This is a genomic window from Luteibacter sp. UNC138MFCol5.1 (genome assembly GCF_900110505.1).
In the GTDB taxonomy this organism is placed as follows: domain Bacteria; phylum Pseudomonadota; class Gammaproteobacteria; order Xanthomonadales; family Rhodanobacteraceae; genus Luteibacter.
Genome location: NZ_FODZ01000008.1, coordinates 14,418 through 33,210, shown reverse-complemented (window position 1 = coordinate 33,210; position 18,793 = coordinate 14,418). Strand labels below are relative to the sequence as shown.

The following is an 18,793-nucleotide window of genomic DNA, read 5'->3' as shown; positions in this document are numbered from 1 at the left end:
ATTTCGTCCGCGCCGTTCACGATCGGTAGACCGCCCAACCGACAATCTCACCACCGCCGGGAGGACCCGGTAGGGAGAGGGGGCTGTCATGTCGTACGCCGGGCGTATGGTCTTTCGGATGTACCTGCCGGGCGTTCTCGTCCTGGCAGCGGGCGGCATGGCCGCCGCGGGCCTGAAGGCCGCGCAGCAGATGCCGGGCGACCTCGGCACGCTTTCCCTCTATTCGAACCTTCCCGCGTGGACCTTCGGCGTCGCGCTCGTCGTCGCGCTGACGATCGGCGCGGTGCAGACGCTGCGCCTTCGCCTCTGGGACCGCGGCGCGATCGCCGGCTGCTATGTGTGCGGTTGCCTGCTCGGTTCGCCGCGCGCGGCGCGGCGGGGCCTCGGCCTCATCCGGCATTGCCTGGGCTGCGGCAAGGTCCACGGCGTGAACCACCACCGCCTGCCGCCCCACGTGGTTCCCCTGGCGGTGGCCGTGAAGGACACCGCGGCCGCTCCGGTCAGGAGCGTACGTTCGTTACCGTGATGCGGTGACCGATGCGGGCCAGCAGGGCGCGCAGGGTTTCGGCGTCCTCTTCCGACGTGCCGTCTTCCAGGGACAGCCACAGCGAGTCCCCGGCGAGGTTGTGCACCTTTTCGTTGAACTCGATCTCGAGCGCGGGTTTGCCGCCGGGATGGACGACGGATACGGCGAAGTTACGTTGCACGCCCTGTGTTCCTGCTTGGGTGACTGGACCGGCATTTTACCGGGGCGGGGGAGAAAAGGGCGGTCGCGACGGGTGAGGCGTGAACCACGGCACGTTCACTCGCTCGCCACGAGCGTTCGCTGCAAATGAGGGCACCGAGGAGGAACCCATGCTGCAGCTGAATCCGCCACTTCCGATGAACACGCCCAAGGGCGAAGGCTTCGCCCATTTCCTGATCGACTACGGTCCGGAGTCCGACCTGTACTGGACGGTGTTCATCACCGCCACGGGCGAGATCTGGACCTTCGCCAACCGCGAGGTCCGTGCCTCGAAGAACATCACGCTCGGACGTACCGCCCCGTCGTCGCCGCGCCCGGCGCAGCCGCGACGCCCCGCCGCCGAAGGCCACGCCCCGGGCGTGCTGCCCTTCAACGTGGCCGAGTCGCAGGGCTGACCTCGGGGGACGCTCCGCGTCAGCGGGGCACCCGGTAGCCGCCGGGGACACCCTGTGGCGAGAGCGTCAGCTGCCAGAGCTGGTCGCGCCGGCTGCGGAACACGCCGGCCGAACAGCCGAGGTAGAAATGCCACATGCGCCGGAACCGTTCGTCGTAATGGCCGGCCAGCCTGGGCCAGGCCGCGTCGAAATTCGCCTGCCAGGCCATCAGTGTGCGGTCGTAGTCCGGCCCGAAGTTGTGCCAGTCCTCGACGACGAAGAGGCCTTCGAGGGCGGTCGCGACCTGGCTCATGGACGGAATGACCGAGTTCGGGAAGATGTATTTCTCGATCCACGGGTCGGGACGGCCCGGCGTGCCGTTGCTGCCGATGGTGTGGAGCAGGGCGAGTCCCTCGGGGTGCAGGCAACGCCGTGCGACTTCGAACCACGATCGGTAGTTCTTCCCGCCGACGTGTTCGAACATGCCCACCGAGAGGATCGCGTCGAAGCGTTCGTCGAGCTCGTGGTAATCCTGCAGGCGGATCTCGATCGGCAGGCCCTGGCACAGCTCCCGCGCGAACTCCGCCTGTTCCTTCGAGATGGTCACGCCCACGCCGCTGACGCCGTAGCGCTCCGCGGCGTATTTCAGCGCCTCGCCCCAGCCGCAGCCGATGTCGAGGATGCGCTGGCCGGGCCGTAGCTGGAGCTTGCGGCAGATCAGGTCGAGCTTGGCTTCCTGCGCGTCGTCGAGGTTGTCGGCGTTGGCCCAGTAGCCGCATGAATACACCAGGCGCTTGCCGAGCATCGCCTCGAACAGATCGTTGCCGAGGTCGTAGTGCTGCCTGCCGACATCCCATGCGTGGTCGCCGCGTTGCAGGTTGAGGAACCGCGCCTTGAGGTGCGCGATCAGCGTGTCGAGGGTGCGCAGCGAGTCGTCGAGGTGCGACGAGAGCACGCGGGAGAAGAAGCCCGGCAGGTCGGGGACATCCCACCAGCCGTCCATGTACGCCTCACCGAAGCCCAGCGAGCCATGGGCGAAGACCCGGGCGTAGGTGCGGTCGTCGTGCACGACGATGTCCGTCGGGCGGTTGCCGCCGAGGGTGATCCCGGCGTGCTGGAGCAGCTCCTGCGCACGTGCTTTGAGAGAAGAAGAATCGTGGCTCATGGATGGATTCCTTATGACCCTCGTGCGCCGCCCCGCGCGGCGTCGGCGCCTTGCTAGAAGTGCTTGAGTACTCCACGTGTCGCGGTGAGGCCGATGACCGTCAGCGTGATCGAACCCAGAAGGTTGACGGCGACGTGTCCGGCGAACCACGCGTACTGCCCCCGCAGGAGCAGCATCGACGCCTCGGCCGAAAACGTCGAAAAGGTGGTCAGGCCACCGAGGAAGCCGGTGGCGACGAGGAGCCGCATCTCTACCGGCAAGGCCTGGAAATGGTCGAACAATGCCAGCGCGATGCCCATCACGAGGCCGCCGGCGAGATTCGCGGCGAGCGTTCCCAGCGGAACGGAAGGAAACAACGGGTTGAGGGCGACGGCGAGCCACCACCGCAACCAGCAACCAAGGGTGCCGCCGACGCCGACGGCCAGGAATCCGGTGTAGCTCACGCGACCCTCTCGTGGACATGGGATGGACGGAGTATGGGCCGATGGCCGCCTGACCGCGAGCCGGACCCCGCAGGTATACTCGCCCATCTTTCCCCGCACGGCCTTGCAGGACCATGTCCTCCGCGACCCGCGACCCGCGTCGCTATCTGCCCCTGCTGCTCGCGGCCCTGACCATGATCGGGCCGTTCTCGATCGACGCCATCTTCCCGGGCTTTCCGGACATCGGTCGCGACTTCCAGGTGAGCGCGGTCGGGCTCCAGCAGCTGCTGAGCGTGTACCTGATGGCGTATGCGGTGATGAGCCTGTTCCATGGCGCGCTGTCGGATGCCTACGGCCGCAAGCCGGTGATCGTCATCGCGATGGCGATCTACACGGCCGCGTCCATCGGCGCGGCCCTGGCGCCGAGCTTCGCCGTCCTGCTCGGCTGCCGCGTGCTGCAGGGCCTGTCCGGCGGCGCGGGCATCGTCGTGGGTCGCGCCGTCGTGCGCGACACCATGCAGGGCGAGGAAGCGCAACGCATGATGTCGAAGGTCATGATGATCTTCGGCATCGCGCCGGCGATCGCGCCGATCGTCGGCGCCTGGCTGCTCGGGATCGACGGCTGGCGGGGCATTTTCTGGGCGTTGTCGGCGTTCACGGTGGCGCTGACGCTGGCCGTCGGGTACTTGCTCGTCGAATCGCATCCCGAGGAGCGGCGGACGGTCTTCCGGCCGAAGCCGCTGCTCGCAGGCTACGGCCGCATCGTTCGCGACCGGCCGTTCTGGCCGCTGGCAATCGCGGGTTCGATCAACTTCTCCGGCCTGTTCCTTTACGTGGCATCGGCGCCGCATCTGATCCGCGACCTTTTGCACCTGGGGGCGGATGGCTTCCCCTGGCTATTCGTGCCCGTCGTGACGGGCATGGTCACGGGCGCCTTCGTCTCGGGCCGCGTCGCGGGCCGCGTCAGCGCGATGCGCACCGTGGGCTGGGGCTACATGGCGATGCTTTCGTCGTGCGCCCTCAACCTGCTGCTCGCCGTGGTGCTCGACGCGCCGCGCGTGCCGTGGTCGACGCTGCCGCTGGCGCTGTACGGCCTGGGCGTGCAGCTCGCGTTCCCCACGCTGACCCTGCTGCTGCTCGATCGCTTCCCGGATCAGCGCGGCGGCGTCTCCTCGGTGCAGGCCTTCGGCAGCCTCGCCTTCACGGCGCTGGTCGCCGGGGTCCTCTCGCCGGCCCTGTCGGGCAACATGCTCGACCTCGCCCTCGGTTCCACCGCGATGTGCCTCATCGGCCTTGGTGCCTGGACCTGGTACACGCGCATCGAGCGCCGTCGCGTGGCGCGCGCCACAGCCGTGGCGGTGACGAGCGTGCCGTCGCAGGTCGAGCGTAACGAGCCGGGTTGAGCCGGGCCGTACCGGCTCCGTAGGAGCGCGCCCTGCGCGCGACATCTTTGGGGGCCGGGCGTCGCAGGACCTGTTACCTCGTCGCGAGAAGCTGTCGCGCGCAGGGCGCGCTCCTACGAGTGGGCGTTCGTAGGCAACCCGCGCTCACGCAGGAACGCCTGCGCCTCGGGCGCATCCTGCTCGAACCATGCGCGCGTGGAACCGAGCCGATAGGTGTAACCCCAACGGTCCATGTCCTCCATGAGGCGCGCGGAGCCCACCGACGGCAGCTGCCCGGCGAGGACGATCTGCAGGTAGCAGGTGGCGTCTTCTTCTTCGATGGAATCGGTGGCATCGGTGTGCACGAGCGCGCGCTTCGCCTCGGGCAGCACGATCAGGTGGCATGCCTCGTGGAGCAGCGAGTGCACCGGCGTGTCCGCGCGGGCGTAGACCGTGGTGCCGATGATGCCGGCCTCGGTGTCGCCCCAGAAACTGCCCGGGATCGGCTCGCCGTCGGCGACCGCGACGAGGCGCAGGCCGTAGCGGGCGAGGAGGGCGCGTGGTTCGTCGAATCCGATCTCGCCGACGCGGAGCACCGCGTCGGCGGGGTCGCTGCCGGGGACCGTGGCGGCCCCGGCGGAGGTGTCGTCCATGGCGAGGCTCAGACGACCGGCTTGCCGTCGGGCAGCGCGACCGAAAGTTCGAGCACCTCATGGCCGCTGTCGCGTTCGAGGTTGATGTTCACGGCCTCGACGTCGACGTTGACGTACTTGCGGATGACTTCGAGCAGCTCGTTGCGCAGCAGCGGCAGGTAGTCGGGGCCGCCGCGCGTCGAGCGCTCCTGGGCGACGATGATGCGCAGGCGTTCCTTGGCGACGCCTGCGCTCGGCTCGGGCTTGCGCTTCAGGAAATCGAGGATACCCATGCTCAACCTCCGAAGACGCGCTTGAGGAAGCCCTTCTTGACCGGCTCGAGGAAGCGAAGCGGACGCTCTTCGCCGAGGATGCGGGCGACGGTGTCCTTGTAGGCCGCGCCGGCGTTCGAGTTGTCGTCGAGGATCACCGGCACGCCGGCGTTGGACGCGGCGAGCACGTTCTCGGACTCCGGGATCACGCCGACGACCGAGATGCCGAGGATTTCCTCGACGTCCTTGACGCTGAGCATCTCGCCGGCTTCGACGCGGTTCGGGTTGTAGCGCGTCAGCAGCAGGTGCTGCTTGATCGGCGCCTCGCCCTTCTCGGCGCGGCGGGTCTTGCTCGCGAGCAGGCCGAGGATGCGGTCGGAGTCGCGGACCGAGGAGACTTCCGGATTGACGACGACGACGGCGTGGTCGGCGAAGTACATCGCGAGGTGCGCGCCCTTCTCGATGCCGGCGGGGGAGTCGCAGACGACGAAGTCGAAGTTTTCCTTGGTCAGTTCGTCGAGCACCTTCTCGACGCCTTCCTGCGTGAGGGCGTCCTTGTCGCGCGTCTGCGACGCGGCGAGCACGAACAGGTTTTCGTGGCGCTTGTCCTTGATCAGGGCCTGCTTGAGCGTGGCCTCGCCGTGCACGACGTTGACGAAGTCGTAAACCACACGGCGCTCGCAGCCCATGATGAGGTCGAGGTTGCGCAGGCCGACGTCGAAGTCGATGACGGCGACTTTCTTGCCCTGCATGGCGAGGCCGGTGGCGAGGGAGGCGCTGGTGGTGGTCTTGCCGACTCCGCCTTTGCCGGAGGTGACGACGATGATTTCAGTCAAGGGATGTCTCCGAGTATTGCGAGGCGGCTGTGGTCACAGCCGCGCGATCATGAGTTTTCCATTCTCGAGCCAGCATTGCACGGCCTGGCCTTCGAATTCCTTGGGCATGTCTTCGAACACGCGGTAATGCCCGGCGATCGCGACGAGTTCGGCGCGGAAGTCGGAGCAGAAGATGCGCGCCGATTCGTCACCCTGCGCACCGGCCATGGCGCGGCCACGCAGGGTGCCGTAGATATGGATGGAGCCGTCGGCGATCACTTCGGCGCCGTTGGCGACGGTGGCGCTGACGACGAGGTCGCGTTCGCGCGCGTAGACCTGCTGGCCCGAGCGGACCGTGCCCTCGCCGTGGTGCTGCGCGGTGACGGTACCGCCGGTGTCGGCGTCGTGCGTGGCGGCGGGCGACGCGTGCACCGGCTCGCTGCGCGACGGCGCGGCGACCGCCGCCGCCGCGTCGCCCTGCGCCGGCTCGTACTGGGCGCGGAACTTGGCGATGAGCGGCAGGCCCATGCGCTCGGCGAGCGCTTCGGTCTCGCTGGTGCCGTAGGCCAGGCCGACGGGCAGCATGCCGGCGCTGCGGATGGCTTCGAGCAGGGCGTCGACCATGCCGTCGTCGGGCAGCTTCGGCAGGTGCGACAGATCGAGCACCACCGCGGCGCGCGCGAACATCTGCGGCGCGGACCGCACGCGGCGTTCCAGTTCCTCCACCAGCGCGGCGGCGTCGACGCGGCGAAGGCGCACGCAGGCGATGCCCACCTGGCCGAAGCGCAGGTCGCAGGCGGCTTCGAGGGATTCGGCGCGGGCGTTCATGCGGCCACCCCCGCGGCGTCGGCCGGGCGCCGGCGCTCGGCCAGCCAGTCGACGGCCGGCAGGCCGTCCTGCTCGAGGTAGCGCTCGCGCACGAACGGGAAGCTGGGCAGCTCGCGCGCGAGGAGGCTCACCATCGGGCCGTCGGCGCCCATCTTCTGCTGGCCGACTTCCTGGAAGCCCATGGTGCCGTGGAAGAGCACGGTCTGGTCGTTGCGGGGTTCGAGGAACACCTCGCAGGTCAAAAGTGGCACGCGTACCTCTGCATAGCTCTGCACATCGCAATAGAAGATCCGGCCCAGGCCGTGGCCACGCGATTCGGACGCGATCACGATGCGGTCGATATACACGAAGCTTTCGTAATGGGCCTGGAACCAGCGGAAGTTCGGGCTGGCGTACCCGGCGTCCTGGCGCATGGCGATGAGGAAACCGAGGATGCGGCCGTCCTGCTCGGCCACGCGGAAGTAGTGCGCGATCTGGTACAGGTGACGCAGGCGGTCGAGGTCCGTGGCGAGGATGCCCGTGCCCGCCTCGTTGTTGAGGCTCAGCACGGCACCCAGGTCGTGCTCGCGCACGTCGCGGATGGCAAGGGCCATTCGTTGCTCCGCTGGAGTGATCTGGAAAAGCGACCCCCGGGCCGCCGAATGCGCGGCATTATGGCACGCCCGGGTCTCGCCGGGGAGCGCGCCGGGCTTGTAAAACCGTTGTAAAGCCGACGCTTGCCGGCCGCCGGCACGTGACTTCAGTCAGGTGGTGCCGGCCGCGCGAAGCCCTATGATGCGGGCATGTCCAAGGTCCAGTTCAACCACGTCCGCCTGCTTCGCTACGCGACGTACTTCGTGTTCCTGTGCGCCGGCCTGCCGCTGTCGATGCAGCGGGCCGGTTCGGGTCCGGGGGCGATCGGCGACATGGCGCTGCTGGCCTGGACCGCGTGCTACCTCGTCTTCGGCCTGGTGCACTGGCTGCTGACGAACCAGCTGGGCGCGCGCCTCAACGGCGCCACGCGCGTCGCGGTGCTCGTGATCCTCACGGGCACCGCGCTGGCGATCGGCGCGCTCAGCAAGAGCGGTGTCGGCGCCTTGCTGCTCATCATCGTCGCCACCGTGGTGCCGTGGCTGGTCAGCCTGCCGCTGGGCATCGCGTGGATGGTGGTGGCGCACGTGGCGCTGGTGCCCGTGTTCGCCGAGGTGCCGGGATGGGGCGTGATCAGCGCGCTCATGCAGGCGTGCCTGTACTTCGGTTTCTCGGCGCTGGTCTTCATCGCCTCGATGGTCGCCAGCCAGCAGGCGGAGGAACGCGAGGAACTGCGCCGCCTGAATTCCGAGCTCCGCGCCACGCGCGCGCTGCTGGCGGAGTCCACGCGCATCGCCGAGCGCATGCGCATCGCCCGCGACCTGCACGATCTGGTCGGCCACCACCTCACCGCGCTGAGCCTCAACCTCGAGGTCGCCAGCCACCTCACCAACGACGTCGCCCGCGAGCACGTGCTGAAAGCGCAGAGCACGGCCAAGCAACTGCTCGCCGACGTGCGCGAGGTGGTGAGCGAACTGCGCCAGGACGATGCGATCGACCTCACGCAGGCCCTGCGCAGCCTGACCGAGGGGGTGCCCGGTCTGGACGTCCGCCTCTCGGTGCCGCCGCGCTTCGGCGTGGAAGATCCCCGCCGCGCGCAGATGCTGCTGCGCTGCGTGCAGGAGATCCTGACGAACACCGTGCGCCACGCGAACGCCCGCCACCTCTGGCTGACGTTCCGTCACACCGGCCCCGACGAACTCTGCCTCGACGCGCGCGACGACGGGCGCGGAAGCGGCGAGTTCCGTCCCGGCAACGGCCTGAACGGCATGCGCGAGCGCCTCGCCGAGTTCGGTGGCACGCTCACGTTCCGGACCGACCCGGCCGGCGGGTTCGCGCTGACCGCGCGCCTGCCGCTGGGCGAAGAATCCACGCTGGCCCATACGCCCGCGCGACAGCTCCTCGAGCCCGCCCCGGACGACGCGTCCGGGCAGGCGCCGCGTGCCACACTCTCCGTTCCTTCCGAGGACCTCCCATGATTTCCGTCTGCCTCGTCGACGATCAGAACCTGGTTCGCCAGGGCATACGCTCCCTGCTCGACCTCGCGGGCGACATCCGCGTGGTGGCCGAATGCGCCGATGGCGCGCAGGCGGTGCAGCAGATTCCCGTCGTGCGCCCGGACGTCGTGCTGCTCGACCTGCGCATGCCGAACATGAGCGGCCTCGAGGTCCTGCAGGCACTGGGGGCCCGCAACGAACTGCCGCCGACGATCATCCTGACCACCTTCGACGACGACCAGCTCGTGTTGTCGGGCCTGAAGGCGGGCGCCCGCGGCTACCTGCTCAAGGACGTCTCGCTCGACCAGCTCGTCGAGGCCGTCCGGACCGTCGCCGCCGGCGGGTCGCTGGTCGCCCCCATGGTCACGCAGCGGCTGCTGGCGGGGGTCGGCCGGATCCAGAACCAGTTCTCCAGCCTGGAGCAGCCAGACCCTCTCACGGAACGTGAGACCGAGATCCTGCGGCTGCTCTCCGGCGGCTACAGCAACAAGGAAATCGCCAATTCCCTGCGCGTGGCGGAGGGAACGGTGAAGAACCACGTGTCCAACATCCTCTCCAAGCTTGGCGTACGCGACCGTACGCGCGCGGTCCTGAAGGCCCTCGAACTCGGGATCGTCTGACCGATTGCGGCAGGATCGGCCGGAAGCCCCGTCACACCGGCCGAAAACCCGCTTGTGCCGGGTTGCGAAAAAGGGCAGGCAACCCAATGGCGTTCCCCGCCGCGAGCAAGTACCATCGGCTCTTTCGGCGCGGGCGAACCCCTGCCACGGGCCGATTCTTCAGGGGTGACCACCCGGCGTCCATGCCGTGCGTGGAGCCCGTTCGTGAGACGTTCGGAGAACCGTGGAATGACGCGTCTGTTAGAATTTATTGTCGCCCTCGTCATCGTCGCCGTACTCGGTGTCGTGGTCGGCGTGGCCATGCCCTCGACCGGACATGTCGAGCGCGAAATGCTGATCAGCAAGGACTTGCGCCAGGTTTACGACGTTTTCAGCAACTTCCGTCGTTTCCCCGACTACACCGTCCTGCGCTCCTTCGATCCGAAGGTGCAGTTCGAGCTGTCGGGCAAGGCCTATGGCGTCGGCTCCAAGATCTCCTGGAAGGCCGCTGACGAGAAGGTCGGCGACGGCTCGCTCGAGATCGCCTCGATCGATCCGAACTTCGCCCAGGTCACCGATGCCGGCAAGGGCACGATCGTCTGGAACGTCGACAACGCCTGGCGCGGTGACGACAAGAAGTTCACGATCAAGCTCGAGCGCACCGGCCGCAGCCAGAAGCTCGTGAAGGTGAACTGGGCCTACGACGTCTCGTACGGCTTCAACCTGATCAACCGCTTCTCGAACCTCTACATCCACGGCGATCCCGACGCGCTGATCCAGTTCAGCCTGTCGAACCTGCAGAACCTGATGGCGTCGATCCCCAACATCGACTACAGCAAGATGGTTCCGTCGATCGTCGAAACCCCGGCCAAGCCGGTCCTGCTGGTCTCCACCACCGCGCCGCGCACGCTCGACGACGTCGACACCGCGTCGGACAAGGCGATGGCCGAGATCCAGGCCGCCGCGAAGAAGCTCGGCGTGAACGTGGTCGGTCCGCGCATCACCTTCACCACGAACTGGGGTGACCAGAACTACACGTTCGACGTCGCCGCCGAGATCGACGCGACCACGCTGAAGATCAACGGCCAGGACGTCGAGCTCACCGCCGCCCAGCGTCCGGCGCTCGACGCCGCCGCTCCTGCCGAGGCTTCGACCGCCGCCGCGCCGGCCGCCGCCGATGCCGGTGCCGCTCCGGGCAGCAAGGACAAGTTCGGCCGCGTCATCGTCGACGGCAACGTCAAGGCCGTCCTGGCCTTCGGTGGCAAGGCGCTGAAGGCCGAGTGGAACGGCACGGGCGCCGGTCTCCCGCAGACCCGCCAGATGCTGACCGCTTACTCGCAGACCCACGGCTACAAGTACGACGACGTGACCTACCGCGCCTACGACATCCAGGTGAAGGCGCCGGTGAACAACAAGGGCACGATCGAGGGCTACGACGAGCAGAAGTTCGAGATCTACCTCCCGCTGCAGGGCGACAACATTCCGGACCAGACCCCGGAGCAGGAAGCCGGCATGAAGCAGCCGGGTCTTGAAGAGTCGGCTCCGGCCGGTTCCTCGACGGCCCCGGCCGCCGCGGGCACGGCACCGGCCCCGGCCGGTACCGCCCCGGCACCGGCGGGCACCGCCGCGCAGTAAGCGCCGCGCCTCGCGAGACGCAAGAACCCCGCCGGCGACGGCGGGGTTTTTTTTGCGATCGCGACGGTCCGACCCGGGTGGAACGCAGCACACCTCGTACCCGTTACACTCGCGGCAATGATCGAAGCCGACCGACTGACCCGCTGCTATGGCCCGCTCACCGCGGTCGATTCGCTGAGCCTGCGCGCCGAGCCGGGGCAGGTGCTGGGGCTGCTGGGTCCCAACGGCGCGGGGAAGTCCACGGCGATGCGCATGATCGCCGGATTCCTCACGCCGACGTCCGGCACGGCGCGCGTCTGCGGCCACGACATCCGCAAGGAGCCGCTCGCCGCCAAGCGCGCACTGGGCTACCTGCCGGAAGGCGCGCCCAGCTACGGCGAGATGACGATCCGCGAGTTCCTCGTCTTCATGATCCGCGTGCGCGGTCTGGAGCGCGACGTGGCCTTCCGCCGCTTCGACGAGGTGGTCTCGCGCCTCGAACTCGAAGAGGTGCTCGAGCAGACGATCGGCACGCTGTCCAAGGGCCTGCGCCGCCGCGTGGGCCTGGCGCAGGCGATCCTGCACGACCCGCCGGTGCTCATGCTCGACGAGCCGACCGACGGCCTCGATCCGAACCAGAAGCATTCGGTCCGCATGCTGATCGACGCCATGGCGCGCGAGCGCACGATCCTGATCTCCACTCATCTGCTCGAAGAGGTGCACGCCTTGTGCAATCGCGTGGCGATCATCGCCAACGGCAAGCTGCTCGCCGATGCGACCCCGGCGGAGCTCGAGGCGCGTTCGCGCTACCACGGCGCGGTTTCGTTCAGCGCGCAGGGCAGCGGCGTGTCGCGCGAGATGCTGGCGCGCATTCCGAACGTCGCGATGGTGGAGGTCGACCCGCTCGACGGTCGCGTGACCGTGTTCCCGCGGCCCGGCCTGCCGATCCTCGAGGATGTCCAGGCGCTGCTGCGCACGCAGAACCTCCAGGTATCGGAGATCCAGCTGGAGCAGGGACGCCTCGACGAGGTGTTCCGGCAGATCACGACGCAGCCGCGCGGGGCACAGGCATGACGGCGGTCTCGGCGATCGCCCGACGCGAACTGTGGAGCTACTTCGTCACCCCGGTGGCGTACGTCTTCATGGTGATCTTCCTCGTTCTCGCGGGCCTGCTCACGTTCTACGCGGGCGATTTCTACGACCGCGGCCTCGCCGACCTGCAGCCCTTCTTCGACATGCACCCCTGGCTGTACCTCGTGCTGGTGCCCGCGGTGACGATGCCGATGTGGGCGGAGGAACGCGCCTCCGGCACGCTCGAACTGCTGTTCTCCCTGCCGGCCTCGATCGCGCAGGCGGTGCTCGGCAAGTTCCTCGCCGCCTGGGCGTTCATCGGCATCTGCCTCGTGCTGACGTTCCCCATCTGGATCACGGTCAACTACCTCGGCGATCCGGACAACGGCGTCATCCTCGCGGGCTACGTCGGCAGCTGGCTGATGGCCGGCGCGTTCATCGCGATCGGCACCTGCATGTCGGCGTCCACGCGTAGCCAGATCGTCGCGTTCATCCTGACCGCGGCGGTGTGCTTCCTGCTCCTGCTCGTGGGCCAGCCGCAGGTGGTCGACTTCTTCCAGGACTCGCTCCCGCCGCGGCTGATCGGCGCGCTGGGCCAGCTGAGCATTTCGCGTCACGCCAACGCGATCGCGCGCGGCGTGCTCGACCTGCGCGACCTGGTCTATTTCTTCGCCACGATCGTCGCCTGGCTTGGCGCCAGCGTCATCGTGCTCGACCTGAAGCGGACGCGCTGACGATGCGACACCTGCACGTGACGCGCTCCTTCCGGCTCCGGCTCGCGCTGCTCGGCATCGCGGTGCTGTTCCTCGTGACGATCGCCTTCAGTTCGATGTCGCTGCGCACCGCGCGCGTCGACCTCACCGAGGACCGCATCTACACGCTGACGCCGGGCACCCAGCAGATCGTGGACAGCCTGCGGAAGCCGCTGACGCTGACCCTTTATTTCTCGGACCATGCGACGCGCGACCTGCCGCAGATCCGCAGTTACGAGCAGCGCGTGCACGAGATGCTGCGCGAGATCGCCGTGCGCGCCCATGGCCGCGTGCGCTTCAGGGTCATCGATCCCGTGCCGTATTCCGACGACGAGGACGCCGCCGAGAGCTATGGTCTTTCGCCGGCCAGCGGCGGCAGCAACGGCGAGCGCGTGTTCTTCGGGCTGGTCGGCATGGATGGCTCGGGCGACGTGCCTCCCCAGTCGATCCCGTTCTTCGACCCGGCCCGCGAGCCCTTCGTCGAATACGACATCGCGAAGCTGCTCTACGAGCTCGGCATGCCGACCAAGCCGCGCCTCGGCGTCATCAGCACGCTGCCGGTGGAAGGCAACCTCGTGATCGGCGAGCCGGCCTGGGGCGTGGTGCGCCAGCTCGACCAGCTCGCCGACGTGACCACGCTGGACCCCGCGAGCCTCAAGCACATCGACGATGCGCTGAAGGTCGTGCTGCTGATCCATCCGAAGCACCTCACGGAAGATGCCCAGTACGCGATCGACCAGTACGTGCTGCGCGGCGGGCACCTCGTCGTGTTCGTCGATCCCGACGCGGAGATGGACAACGCGCCGCTGATCGACTCGCGCGGCATCGTGGACGACCACGACTCCGACCTGCGCCGCCTGTTCGAAACGTGGGGCGTGCTGTACGACCCGACCAAGGTGGTTCTCGACCGCTCGCAGGCGCTGACGATCGAGCTCAACGGCAACACCGTGGCCCACCCGGCGATGCTCGGCCTCGGCGCGCAGGATCTCAACCACGACGACGTGGTCACGGCAAGCCTGCAGCGCGTGAACTTCTCGACCGCGGGCTTCTTCGAACTCGCGCAGGACACGAAGGCGCGCTTCACGCCGCTGGTGCAGACCTCCGACGAGGCGGCCGTCGTCCCGGCGCAGCGCGTGCGCGACGCGACGGGCGATCCGTCGACGCTTCTGGAGAACTACGAACCCACGCACGAGCGTTACGTCATCGCGGGCCGCTTGCGCGACACGTTCCGCACGGCGTTCCCCGAGCGCCGCGAAAAGGGCCATCTCGACCAGGCCGCGGCCCCGGGCGAGGTCGTACTGATCGCGGATACCGATCTGCTCTCCGATCGCCTCTGGATCGACGTGCAGCCGCTGCTCGGTCAGCAGCAGATGACGCCGTTCGCGAACAACGGCGACTTCGTGGCCAACATCGTCGACAACCTCGGTGGATCCACCGCGCTGCTTTCGATCCGCGGTCGCGTGAACTCGCAGCGGCCATTCACGCGCGTGCGCTCGTTGCAGGCGGCGGCGGACCGCAAGTTCCTCGTCAAGAAGCGCGAGCTGGAGAACGAGCTCTACGACACGCAGCGCCGCCTCGCGGAACTGCAGCCCACGAAGAACGGCACGGGCCCGTCGACCGCCACGGCGGAACAGCGTCGCGAGGTCGAGCAGTACCTGCAGCGCAAGCTCGCCATCGGCAAGGAGCTGCGCGACGTGCAGCACCAGCTCAACGCGGAGATCGACGCGCTGGGCCTGCGACTGAAGTTCATCAACATCGTGCTGGTGCCGGGCCTGGTGGCGATCATCGGCCTGATCTACGGCTGGCGGCGCACGCGCCGAAGCCGGCGCGTGCTCTGACCGTGCTGTCCGTCGCGATGAAGTGGATCGTGCCCTGGGAGTTCTCCTGGGTGTTCCTCGTCCTCTTCGTCGGCGCGGCCTGGCTCTACGTGCGCGGCGCGCGGCGCCTCCGCGTGCCGCCAGCCAGGCAGGCGGCGTTCTGGGTCGGCATGACGATCGTGTACGTCGCGCTGCATACGTACTTCGATTACTACGCGGAGCATGAATTCTTCATGCACCGCATCCAGCAGGTGCTGCTGCATCACCTTGCGCCGTTGCTGATCGTCGCGGCGTATCCGGGCAGCGTGCTGCGCGCGGGCCTCCCGCTGGCGTGGCGCGTCCGCCTGCGCCGCGCGGGACACTCGCTCGCCTGGCGGGCGTTCTCGGTCGTCGCGCTCAACCCCGCGTTCGTCACGGCGTCGTTCGTCGCGCTGATCCTCGTCTGGCTCATCCCCGACATGCAGACGCTGGCGATGCTCGACTGGCGTCTCTACCGACTCATGAACTGGTCGATGATGATCTCGGGCCTGGCCTACTGGTGGATCGTCCTCGATCACCGGCCCAAGCCACCGGGACGCATGGCCCCGGGCTGGCGCGTCCTGTCGCCCGCGATCACGATGACGCCGCAGATCGTCGCCGGTGCCATCGTCACCTTCTCGAAGACCGATCTCTATCCGATCTTCGAGATCTGCGGCCGCGCGTTCACGATGAACGTGCTCACCGGGCAGCTCATCGGCGGCGTCATCATGTGGGTCCCCGCCGCGATGATCGAATCGGCCGGCGGCCTGCTCGCCCTCCAGCAATGGCTGCGCCTCTCGCGCAACGGACGCCTGCCGCGTCGCCCCGTGCATCCCCGTCGCCACACGGTCACCCATTCGTAACGCCAGCCGGGCGCTGGCTCGGCTTCGCGATCGCGTTGGTGTCGCACGCCGTGTCGCCTGGCGCGGAGGCGCCCGTCTGTGCCCCTCGGCGCTCGGACATGCGGTCGCAGGCGACCGAACTCGCTCCGAGGGGCACAGCCCGGCACCTCTCCGATCACCGAGGCAGCACGTCGGACAGACGCTTTCACCGCGAGGCGCCTGGTAGGAGCGGACCTGGCCGCGACGGGTGCTCGCGGGGCCCACAGCGAGAAAGATCGCTCGCCACCTTGCGCGGATCCCTACATCGCTTTCGTCGATCGCCGTCAAAACCTTGCCGTCGACGTGCCGATGCCCTTCCCACGGCGAATCGATCAGAGACGAACCGCGTCGCGGCTCGTTGCCGCGGCATTCGCGCAAGGAGGGCACATGGAACTTGTTCGTGCAGATTGCCTGTCGATCGACAGGGAGATGCGGGCGGGAGATACGGTGCGCATCGTCAATGGCGCACCTTACACCGACATGCTCGCGAAGCAAGAGGCGGCAGGGCGCGCGGACCCCGCGGGTGGCGGTCTTTCGCTGTCCCGCGTCGGTCTGGCGCTTGCGTCGGTGGGGCGGGGGCGAACCGTCGATCCCGAGGCGGCGGCAGCGACGTTCAGTGACTTCGTCGCGTCGATCGGTAGCCAGATCCGCGCGGAGGGCATCCGCGCGGATGTCTTCAACGAGGTCCCTCGCGACGGGTCCAGCGACAGGCTGACGCTCGCCAGGCAAGCGAGCAACTGCGTATCGGTGATCTATTACGGTGGCGCGAAGATCCACGCCGATGTGTCGGCGGCCAATCCGTTCGAGTCGCTCGACAGAATGACCCTCTCGCAGATCGCATTCGACGACTCGGGAGCGTTCACTTCGGTCGAGCGGCACCTGGCCTCCATGACGATGAGCGAGCGCGACACATCCTTCAGAACCAGCGTTTACGAACTTGCCTCTTCGATGGACGAAAAGCGCCGTGGACCCTGGCACGAGGCGCTGAGTTATCTGGGCGATGCCCGGATTTCGGCGGGCATGAGTGACGCGGAGCGCGCCTGGAGGGGGTGGGGGTCGACGGCATCGTTGGCCGCGTACGGTGCGTCGGTGGCAGCGGAAAACGCGCTCGAACCTCCCGTGCTTCCATCCTACGGGCCCCTCCGCGACGAAAGCCCTTCGGCTCTCGTCGCCCGACCGAACGCGCAAGGCATCGCGGAATGGTCGGAGATCTCCATCCGGCAGCTCGCCGACGCACCGCGCGACGAGCTGCTGACCCTGGTGAAGATGCTCGATTCAGCGGGCGATCGTGGCGATCAGTAGACCTCGGGCACCCGTTGTGCCTTCGCGGTGACCTTGTCCTTCTTCGGCTTGCCGGCGAGCGGCGGCAGGTCGAAGGGTTTGTCCGGCGTCAGCTTGTCGGGAATGCGGTCGAGCAGGTGGCGGATGAGGTTCAGCCGGCCGGTCTTCTGGTCGTTGAAGTCGGCGACGAACCACGGGGCGTCCTCGGTGTCCGTGTGCTGGATCATGGCGTCGCGCAGGTCGCCGATCTCGGCGTACTTGTCGCGCGCCTTGATGTCGACGGGCGAGAGCTTCCAGCGCTTGAGCGGATCCGCCGCGCGTTCGGCGAAGCGTTGCTCCTGTTCTTCCTGATCGACCGAGAGCCAGTACTTCAGCAGGATGATGCCGTCGTCGACGAGCATCTTCTCGAAGACGGGGCAGGCCTTCATGAAGCGGTCGTACTGCTCGTCGGTGCAGAAGCCCATGGCGGGTTCGACGACGGCGCGGTTGTACCAGCTGCGGTCGAACAGCACGAGTTCGCCCGCCGCCGGCAGTTCCGCGACGTAACGCTGGAAATACCACTGCGTGTCTTCGGTCGGCGTGGGCTTGGAGAGCGCCACGACGCGCGCGGCGCGCGTGTCGAGCTTGTCCGTGATCGCCTTGATGGTGCCGCCCTTGCCGGCCGCGTCGCGGCCTTCGAAGACGACGACCATGCGCTTGCCGGTGTGCCTGAGCCAGCGCGTCAGGCCGATGAGTTCGACCTGGAGTTCCTCGAGCGCTTTCTCGTACTTCTTTTTCTTGCCCATGCCGGATGCCTCCCGTGTGGTCCGCGAACTGTGCCTCAGTGAGCGTCACGGTGTCGTCAGCCTCGATGCGACACCGGACCGCCGACACCACCCTCGGGTAGCAGCATGACTACCGGAGGGTGGGAGCCGTTCGTATCGGCGATGGGTGCTCGCAGGACGGTCAACCGCCCGCGGTGAGCGTCTGCAGCTCGTCGGCCTGGTTCTCGCGGGTGAGGGTGTCGATCAGCTCGTCGAGGTCGCCCTGCATGACTTCGGTCAGGCGGTACAGGGTGAGGTTGACGCGGTGGTCGGTGATGCGGCCCTGAGGGAAGTTGTACGTACGGATTCGCTGGCTGCGGTCGCCGGAACCGACCTGCAGGCGGCGCGACTCGGCCTGGGCCGCGCTCTGCTTGCTGCGCTCGGCGTCCAGCAGTCGCGCCTTGAGCAGGCTCATGGCCCGGGCGCGGTTCTTGTGCTGGCTGCGTTCGTCCTGGCATTCCACCACCGTGCCGGTGGGCAGGTGCGTGATGCGGATCGCGGAGTCGGTCTTGTTGACGTGCTGGCCGCCCGCGCCCGAGGCGCGGAAGGTGTCGACCTTCAGGTCGGCGTCGCGCAGTTCGATGTCGCCGACTTCGTCCTGCTCGGGCAGGATGGCCACGGTGGCGGCGGACGTGTGGATGCGCCCCTGCGATTCGGTCTCCGGCACGCGCTGCACGCGGTGCGTGCCCGACTCGAACTTCAGCTTCGAATACGCGCCGCGGCCCTCGATGCGGGCGACGATTTCCTTGTAGCCGCCGTGCTCGCCGTCGCTCGCGCTGAGGATTTCCACGTGCCAGCGCTGGCGTTCGGCGTAGCGCGCGTACATGCGGAACAGATCGCCCGCGAAGATGGCGGCTTCGTCGCCGCCGGTGCCCGCGCGCACTTCCAGGAAGAGGTTGCCCTCGTCGCGCGGATCCTTCGGCAGGAGCAGCACCTGCAACTCGCCGTCCAGTCGCGCGAGGTGCGCCTCGATCCGCGCGATGTCGTCGGCGGCCATGTCGCGCATCTCGGGGTCGTCGAGCATCGCCCGTGTTTCGGCCAGTTCGCGCTCGGCCTCGTCGTGATCCTTCAGCGACAGGGCGACGGGTTCGAGCTGCGCGTATTCGCGCGACAGATCGCGGAAGCGCTGGCCGTCGGCGAGCACGTCCGGCTGCGCGAGCAGCAGGCCGATCTCCTCGTGACGTTCGGCGAGGGCTTCGAGTTTGCGGCGGATCGAGGGGGTCATGCGGTGCGTGAGGTCCGGCTCTGGGCGAGTC

Annotated in this window: 21 protein-coding genes; 11 read left to right on the top strand and 10 right to left on the bottom strand. The window is 68.0% G+C overall.

The annotated features are described in order from the left end of the window. Positions 1 to 88 precede the first annotated feature (88 nt). A complete protein-coding gene (locus BMY69_RS18135; RefSeq protein ID WP_090180933.1) occupies positions 89 to 526 on the top strand; it encodes a hypothetical protein in 438 nt (145 codons plus the stop codon). On the opposite strand, the gene BMY69_RS18130 is transcribed toward BMY69_RS18135, so the two are convergent. Then, positions 501 to 707: a hypothetical protein gene (locus BMY69_RS18130; protein ID WP_090180930.1), complete on the bottom strand. Its 207-nt coding sequence runs from the start codon at positions 705 to 707 to the stop codon at positions 501 to 503. The two genes, BMY69_RS18135 and BMY69_RS18130, sit on opposite strands and share 26 nt — an antisense overlap. 148 nt (positions 708 to 855) lie before the next feature. On the opposite strand from BMY69_RS18130, the gene BMY69_RS18125 reads away from it, so the two are divergent. Further along, positions 856 to 1,140, top strand: a complete 285-nt coding sequence (locus BMY69_RS18125) for a hypothetical protein (protein WP_090180928.1) — start codon at positions 856 to 858, stop codon at positions 1,138 to 1,140. Between the two features lie 19 nt (positions 1,141 to 1,159). Here BMY69_RS18125 and cfa read toward each other — a convergent pair whose 3' ends face one another. Both cfa and crcB read right to left on the bottom strand, forming a co-directional pair. Continuing rightward, complete coding sequence (cfa, locus tag BMY69_RS18120) at positions 1,160 to 2,284, bottom strand: cyclopropane fatty acyl phospholipid synthase (protein ID WP_090180925.1); 1,125 nt, start codon at positions 2,282 to 2,284, stop codon at positions 1,160 to 1,162. Between the two features lie 53 nt (positions 2,285 to 2,337). Next, positions 2,338 to 2,727, bottom strand: coding sequence for a fluoride efflux transporter CrcB (gene crcB / locus BMY69_RS18115; RefSeq protein ID WP_090180922.1), 390 nt, complete (start codon positions 2,725 to 2,727; stop codon positions 2,338 to 2,340). A gap of 113 nt (positions 2,728 to 2,840) precedes the next feature. Between crcB and BMY69_RS18110 the strand changes: the two genes are divergently transcribed. Further along, a complete protein-coding gene (locus tag BMY69_RS18110) occupies positions 2,841 to 4,109 on the top strand; it encodes a multidrug effflux MFS transporter (RefSeq protein ID WP_090180920.1) in 1,269 nt (422 codons plus the stop codon). A gap of 113 nt (positions 4,110 to 4,222) precedes the next feature. Here the strand turns inward: BMY69_RS18110 and BMY69_RS18105 are convergent, their stop codons facing one another. The 5 genes from BMY69_RS18105 to BMY69_RS18085 are packed head-to-tail and all read right to left on the bottom strand — an operon-like array spanning position 4,223 to position 7,228. Then, complete coding sequence (locus tag BMY69_RS18105; RefSeq protein WP_090180917.1) at positions 4,223 to 4,741, bottom strand: hypothetical protein; 519 nt, start codon at positions 4,739 to 4,741, stop codon at positions 4,223 to 4,225. An 8-nt stretch (positions 4,742 to 4,749) separates the two neighbouring features. Then, the gene (minE, locus tag BMY69_RS18100) at positions 4,750 to 5,013 is read right to left on the bottom strand and encodes a cell division topological specificity factor MinE (protein WP_090055045.1); all 264 of its coding nucleotides are present in this window, start codon (positions 5,011 to 5,013) and stop codon (positions 4,750 to 4,752) included. Between the two features lie 2 nt (positions 5,014 to 5,015). Further along, positions 5,016 to 5,828, bottom strand: coding sequence for a septum site-determining protein MinD (minD, locus tag BMY69_RS18095; RefSeq protein WP_090055043.1), 813 nt, complete (start codon positions 5,826 to 5,828; stop codon positions 5,016 to 5,018). 33 nt (positions 5,829 to 5,861) lie between these two features. Beyond that, positions 5,862 to 6,635: a septum site-determining protein MinC gene (minC, locus tag BMY69_RS18090; RefSeq protein ID WP_090180915.1), complete on the bottom strand. Its 774-nt coding sequence runs from the start codon at positions 6,633 to 6,635 to the stop codon at positions 5,862 to 5,864. Continuing rightward, a complete protein-coding gene (locus tag BMY69_RS18085) occupies positions 6,632 to 7,228 on the bottom strand; it encodes a GNAT family N-acetyltransferase (RefSeq protein WP_090055039.1) in 597 nt (198 codons plus the stop codon). Before BMY69_RS18085 ends, minC begins: the two co-directional genes overlap by 4 nt. A gap of 189 nt (positions 7,229 to 7,417) precedes the next feature. On the opposite strand from BMY69_RS18085, the gene BMY69_RS18080 reads away from it, so the two are divergent. The 8 genes from BMY69_RS18080 (at position 7,418) to BMY69_RS18045 (ending at position 16,755) form a co-directional block, all read left to right on the top strand. Continuing rightward, positions 7,418 to 8,683, top strand: coding sequence for a sensor histidine kinase (locus BMY69_RS18080; RefSeq protein WP_090180912.1), 1,266 nt, complete (start codon positions 7,418 to 7,420; stop codon positions 8,681 to 8,683). Next, positions 8,680 to 9,321 (top strand): response regulator, encoded by a 642-nt coding sequence (locus tag BMY69_RS18075; protein WP_090055035.1) that lies wholly within the window; start codon positions 8,680 to 8,682, stop codon positions 9,319 to 9,321. The genes BMY69_RS18080 and BMY69_RS18075 overlap by 4 nt, the downstream gene beginning before the upstream one ends. Before the next feature lie 228 nt (positions 9,322 to 9,549). Further along, positions 9,550 to 10,935: an SRPBCC family protein gene (locus BMY69_RS18070; protein WP_090055034.1), complete on the top strand. Its 1,386-nt coding sequence runs from the start codon at positions 9,550 to 9,552 to the stop codon at positions 10,933 to 10,935. Between the two features lie 117 nt (positions 10,936 to 11,052). Next, positions 11,053 to 11,988, top strand: a complete 936-nt coding sequence (locus BMY69_RS18065; RefSeq protein WP_090180910.1) for an ABC transporter ATP-binding protein — start codon at positions 11,053 to 11,055, stop codon at positions 11,986 to 11,988. Continuing rightward, on the top strand, positions 11,985 to 12,719 hold the full coding sequence (locus tag BMY69_RS18060) for an ABC transporter permease subunit (RefSeq protein WP_090180908.1): 735 nt from the start codon (positions 11,985 to 11,987) through the stop codon (positions 12,717 to 12,719). Before BMY69_RS18065 ends, BMY69_RS18060 begins: the two co-directional genes overlap by 4 nt. Positions 12,720 to 12,721: 2 nt before the next feature. Beyond that, positions 12,722 to 14,575: a GldG family protein gene (locus BMY69_RS18055; RefSeq protein ID WP_090180906.1), complete on the top strand. Its 1,854-nt coding sequence runs from the start codon at positions 12,722 to 12,724 to the stop codon at positions 14,573 to 14,575. Positions 14,576 to 14,577: 2 nt separating this feature from the next. Further along, complete coding sequence (locus BMY69_RS18050) at positions 14,578 to 15,435, top strand: cytochrome c oxidase assembly protein (protein ID WP_090180904.1); 858 nt, start codon at positions 14,578 to 14,580, stop codon at positions 15,433 to 15,435. Between the two features lie 405 nt (positions 15,436 to 15,840). Beyond that, positions 15,841 to 16,755, top strand: a complete 915-nt coding sequence (locus BMY69_RS18045; protein WP_090180902.1) for a hypothetical protein — start codon at positions 15,841 to 15,843, stop codon at positions 16,753 to 16,755. Here BMY69_RS18045 and ppk2 read toward each other — a convergent pair. Further along, positions 16,749 to 17,519 (bottom strand): polyphosphate kinase 2, encoded by a 771-nt coding sequence (gene ppk2, locus BMY69_RS18040; protein WP_090180900.1) that lies wholly within the window; start codon positions 17,517 to 17,519, stop codon positions 16,749 to 16,751. The two genes, BMY69_RS18045 and ppk2, sit on opposite strands and share 7 nt — an antisense overlap. Positions 17,520 to 17,679: 160 nt before the next feature. Then, a complete protein-coding gene (gene prfA, locus BMY69_RS18035) occupies positions 17,680 to 18,762 on the bottom strand; it encodes a peptide chain release factor 1 (protein WP_090055017.1) in 1,083 nt (360 codons plus the stop codon). Between the last annotated feature and the right edge of the window lie 31 nt (positions 18,763 to 18,793).

What these genes read in the sequence shown, in the direction of transcription:
- BMY69_RS18135 (WP_090180933.1), top strand. Translation starts at nt 89, where the DNA reads ATGTCGTACGCCGGGCGTATGGTCTTTCGGATGTACCTGCCGGGCGTT.
- BMY69_RS18125 (WP_090180928.1), top strand. Translation starts at nt 856, where the DNA reads ATGCTGCAGCTGAATCCGCCACTTCCGATGAACACGCCCAAGGGCGAA.
- cfa (WP_090180925.1), bottom strand. Translation starts at nt 2,284, where the DNA reads ATGAGCCACGATTCTTCTTCTCTCAAAGCACGTGCGCAGGAGCTGCTC.
- BMY69_RS18110 (WP_090180920.1), top strand. Translation starts at nt 2,841, where the DNA reads ATGTCCTCCGCGACCCGCGACCCGCGTCGCTATCTGCCCCTGCTGCTC.
- BMY69_RS18105 (WP_090180917.1), bottom strand. Translation starts at nt 4,741, where the DNA reads ATGGACGACACCTCCGCCGGGGCCGCCACGGTCCCCGGCAGCGACCCC.
- minE (WP_090055045.1), bottom strand. Translation starts at nt 5,013, where the DNA reads ATGGGTATCCTCGATTTCCTGAAGCGCAAGCCCGAGCCGAGCGCAGGC.
- minC (WP_090180915.1), bottom strand. Translation starts at nt 6,635, where the DNA reads ATGAACGCCCGCGCCGAATCCCTCGAAGCCGCCTGCGACCTGCGCTTC.
- BMY69_RS18085 (WP_090055039.1), bottom strand. Translation starts at nt 7,228, where the DNA reads ATGGCCCTTGCCATCCGCGACGTGCGCGAGCACGACCTGGGTGCCGTG.
- BMY69_RS18080 (WP_090180912.1), top strand. Translation starts at nt 7,418, where the DNA reads ATGTCCAAGGTCCAGTTCAACCACGTCCGCCTGCTTCGCTACGCGACG.
- BMY69_RS18075 (WP_090055035.1), top strand. Translation starts at nt 8,680, where the DNA reads ATGATTTCCGTCTGCCTCGTCGACGATCAGAACCTGGTTCGCCAGGGC.
- BMY69_RS18070 (WP_090055034.1), top strand. Translation starts at nt 9,550, where the DNA reads ATGACGCGTCTGTTAGAATTTATTGTCGCCCTCGTCATCGTCGCCGTA.
- BMY69_RS18065 (WP_090180910.1), top strand. Translation starts at nt 11,053, where the DNA reads ATGATCGAAGCCGACCGACTGACCCGCTGCTATGGCCCGCTCACCGCG.
- BMY69_RS18060 (WP_090180908.1), top strand. Translation starts at nt 11,985, where the DNA reads ATGACGGCGGTCTCGGCGATCGCCCGACGCGAACTGTGGAGCTACTTC.
- BMY69_RS18055 (WP_090180906.1), top strand. Translation starts at nt 12,722, where the DNA reads ATGCGACACCTGCACGTGACGCGCTCCTTCCGGCTCCGGCTCGCGCTG.
- BMY69_RS18045 (WP_090180902.1), top strand. Translation starts at nt 15,841, where the DNA reads ATGGAACTTGTTCGTGCAGATTGCCTGTCGATCGACAGGGAGATGCGG.
- ppk2 (WP_090180900.1), bottom strand. Translation starts at nt 17,519, where the DNA reads ATGGGCAAGAAAAAGAAGTACGAGAAAGCGCTCGAGGAACTCCAGGTC.
- prfA (WP_090055017.1), bottom strand. Translation starts at nt 18,762, where the DNA reads ATGACCCCCTCGATCCGCCGCAAACTCGAAGCCCTCGCCGAACGTCAC.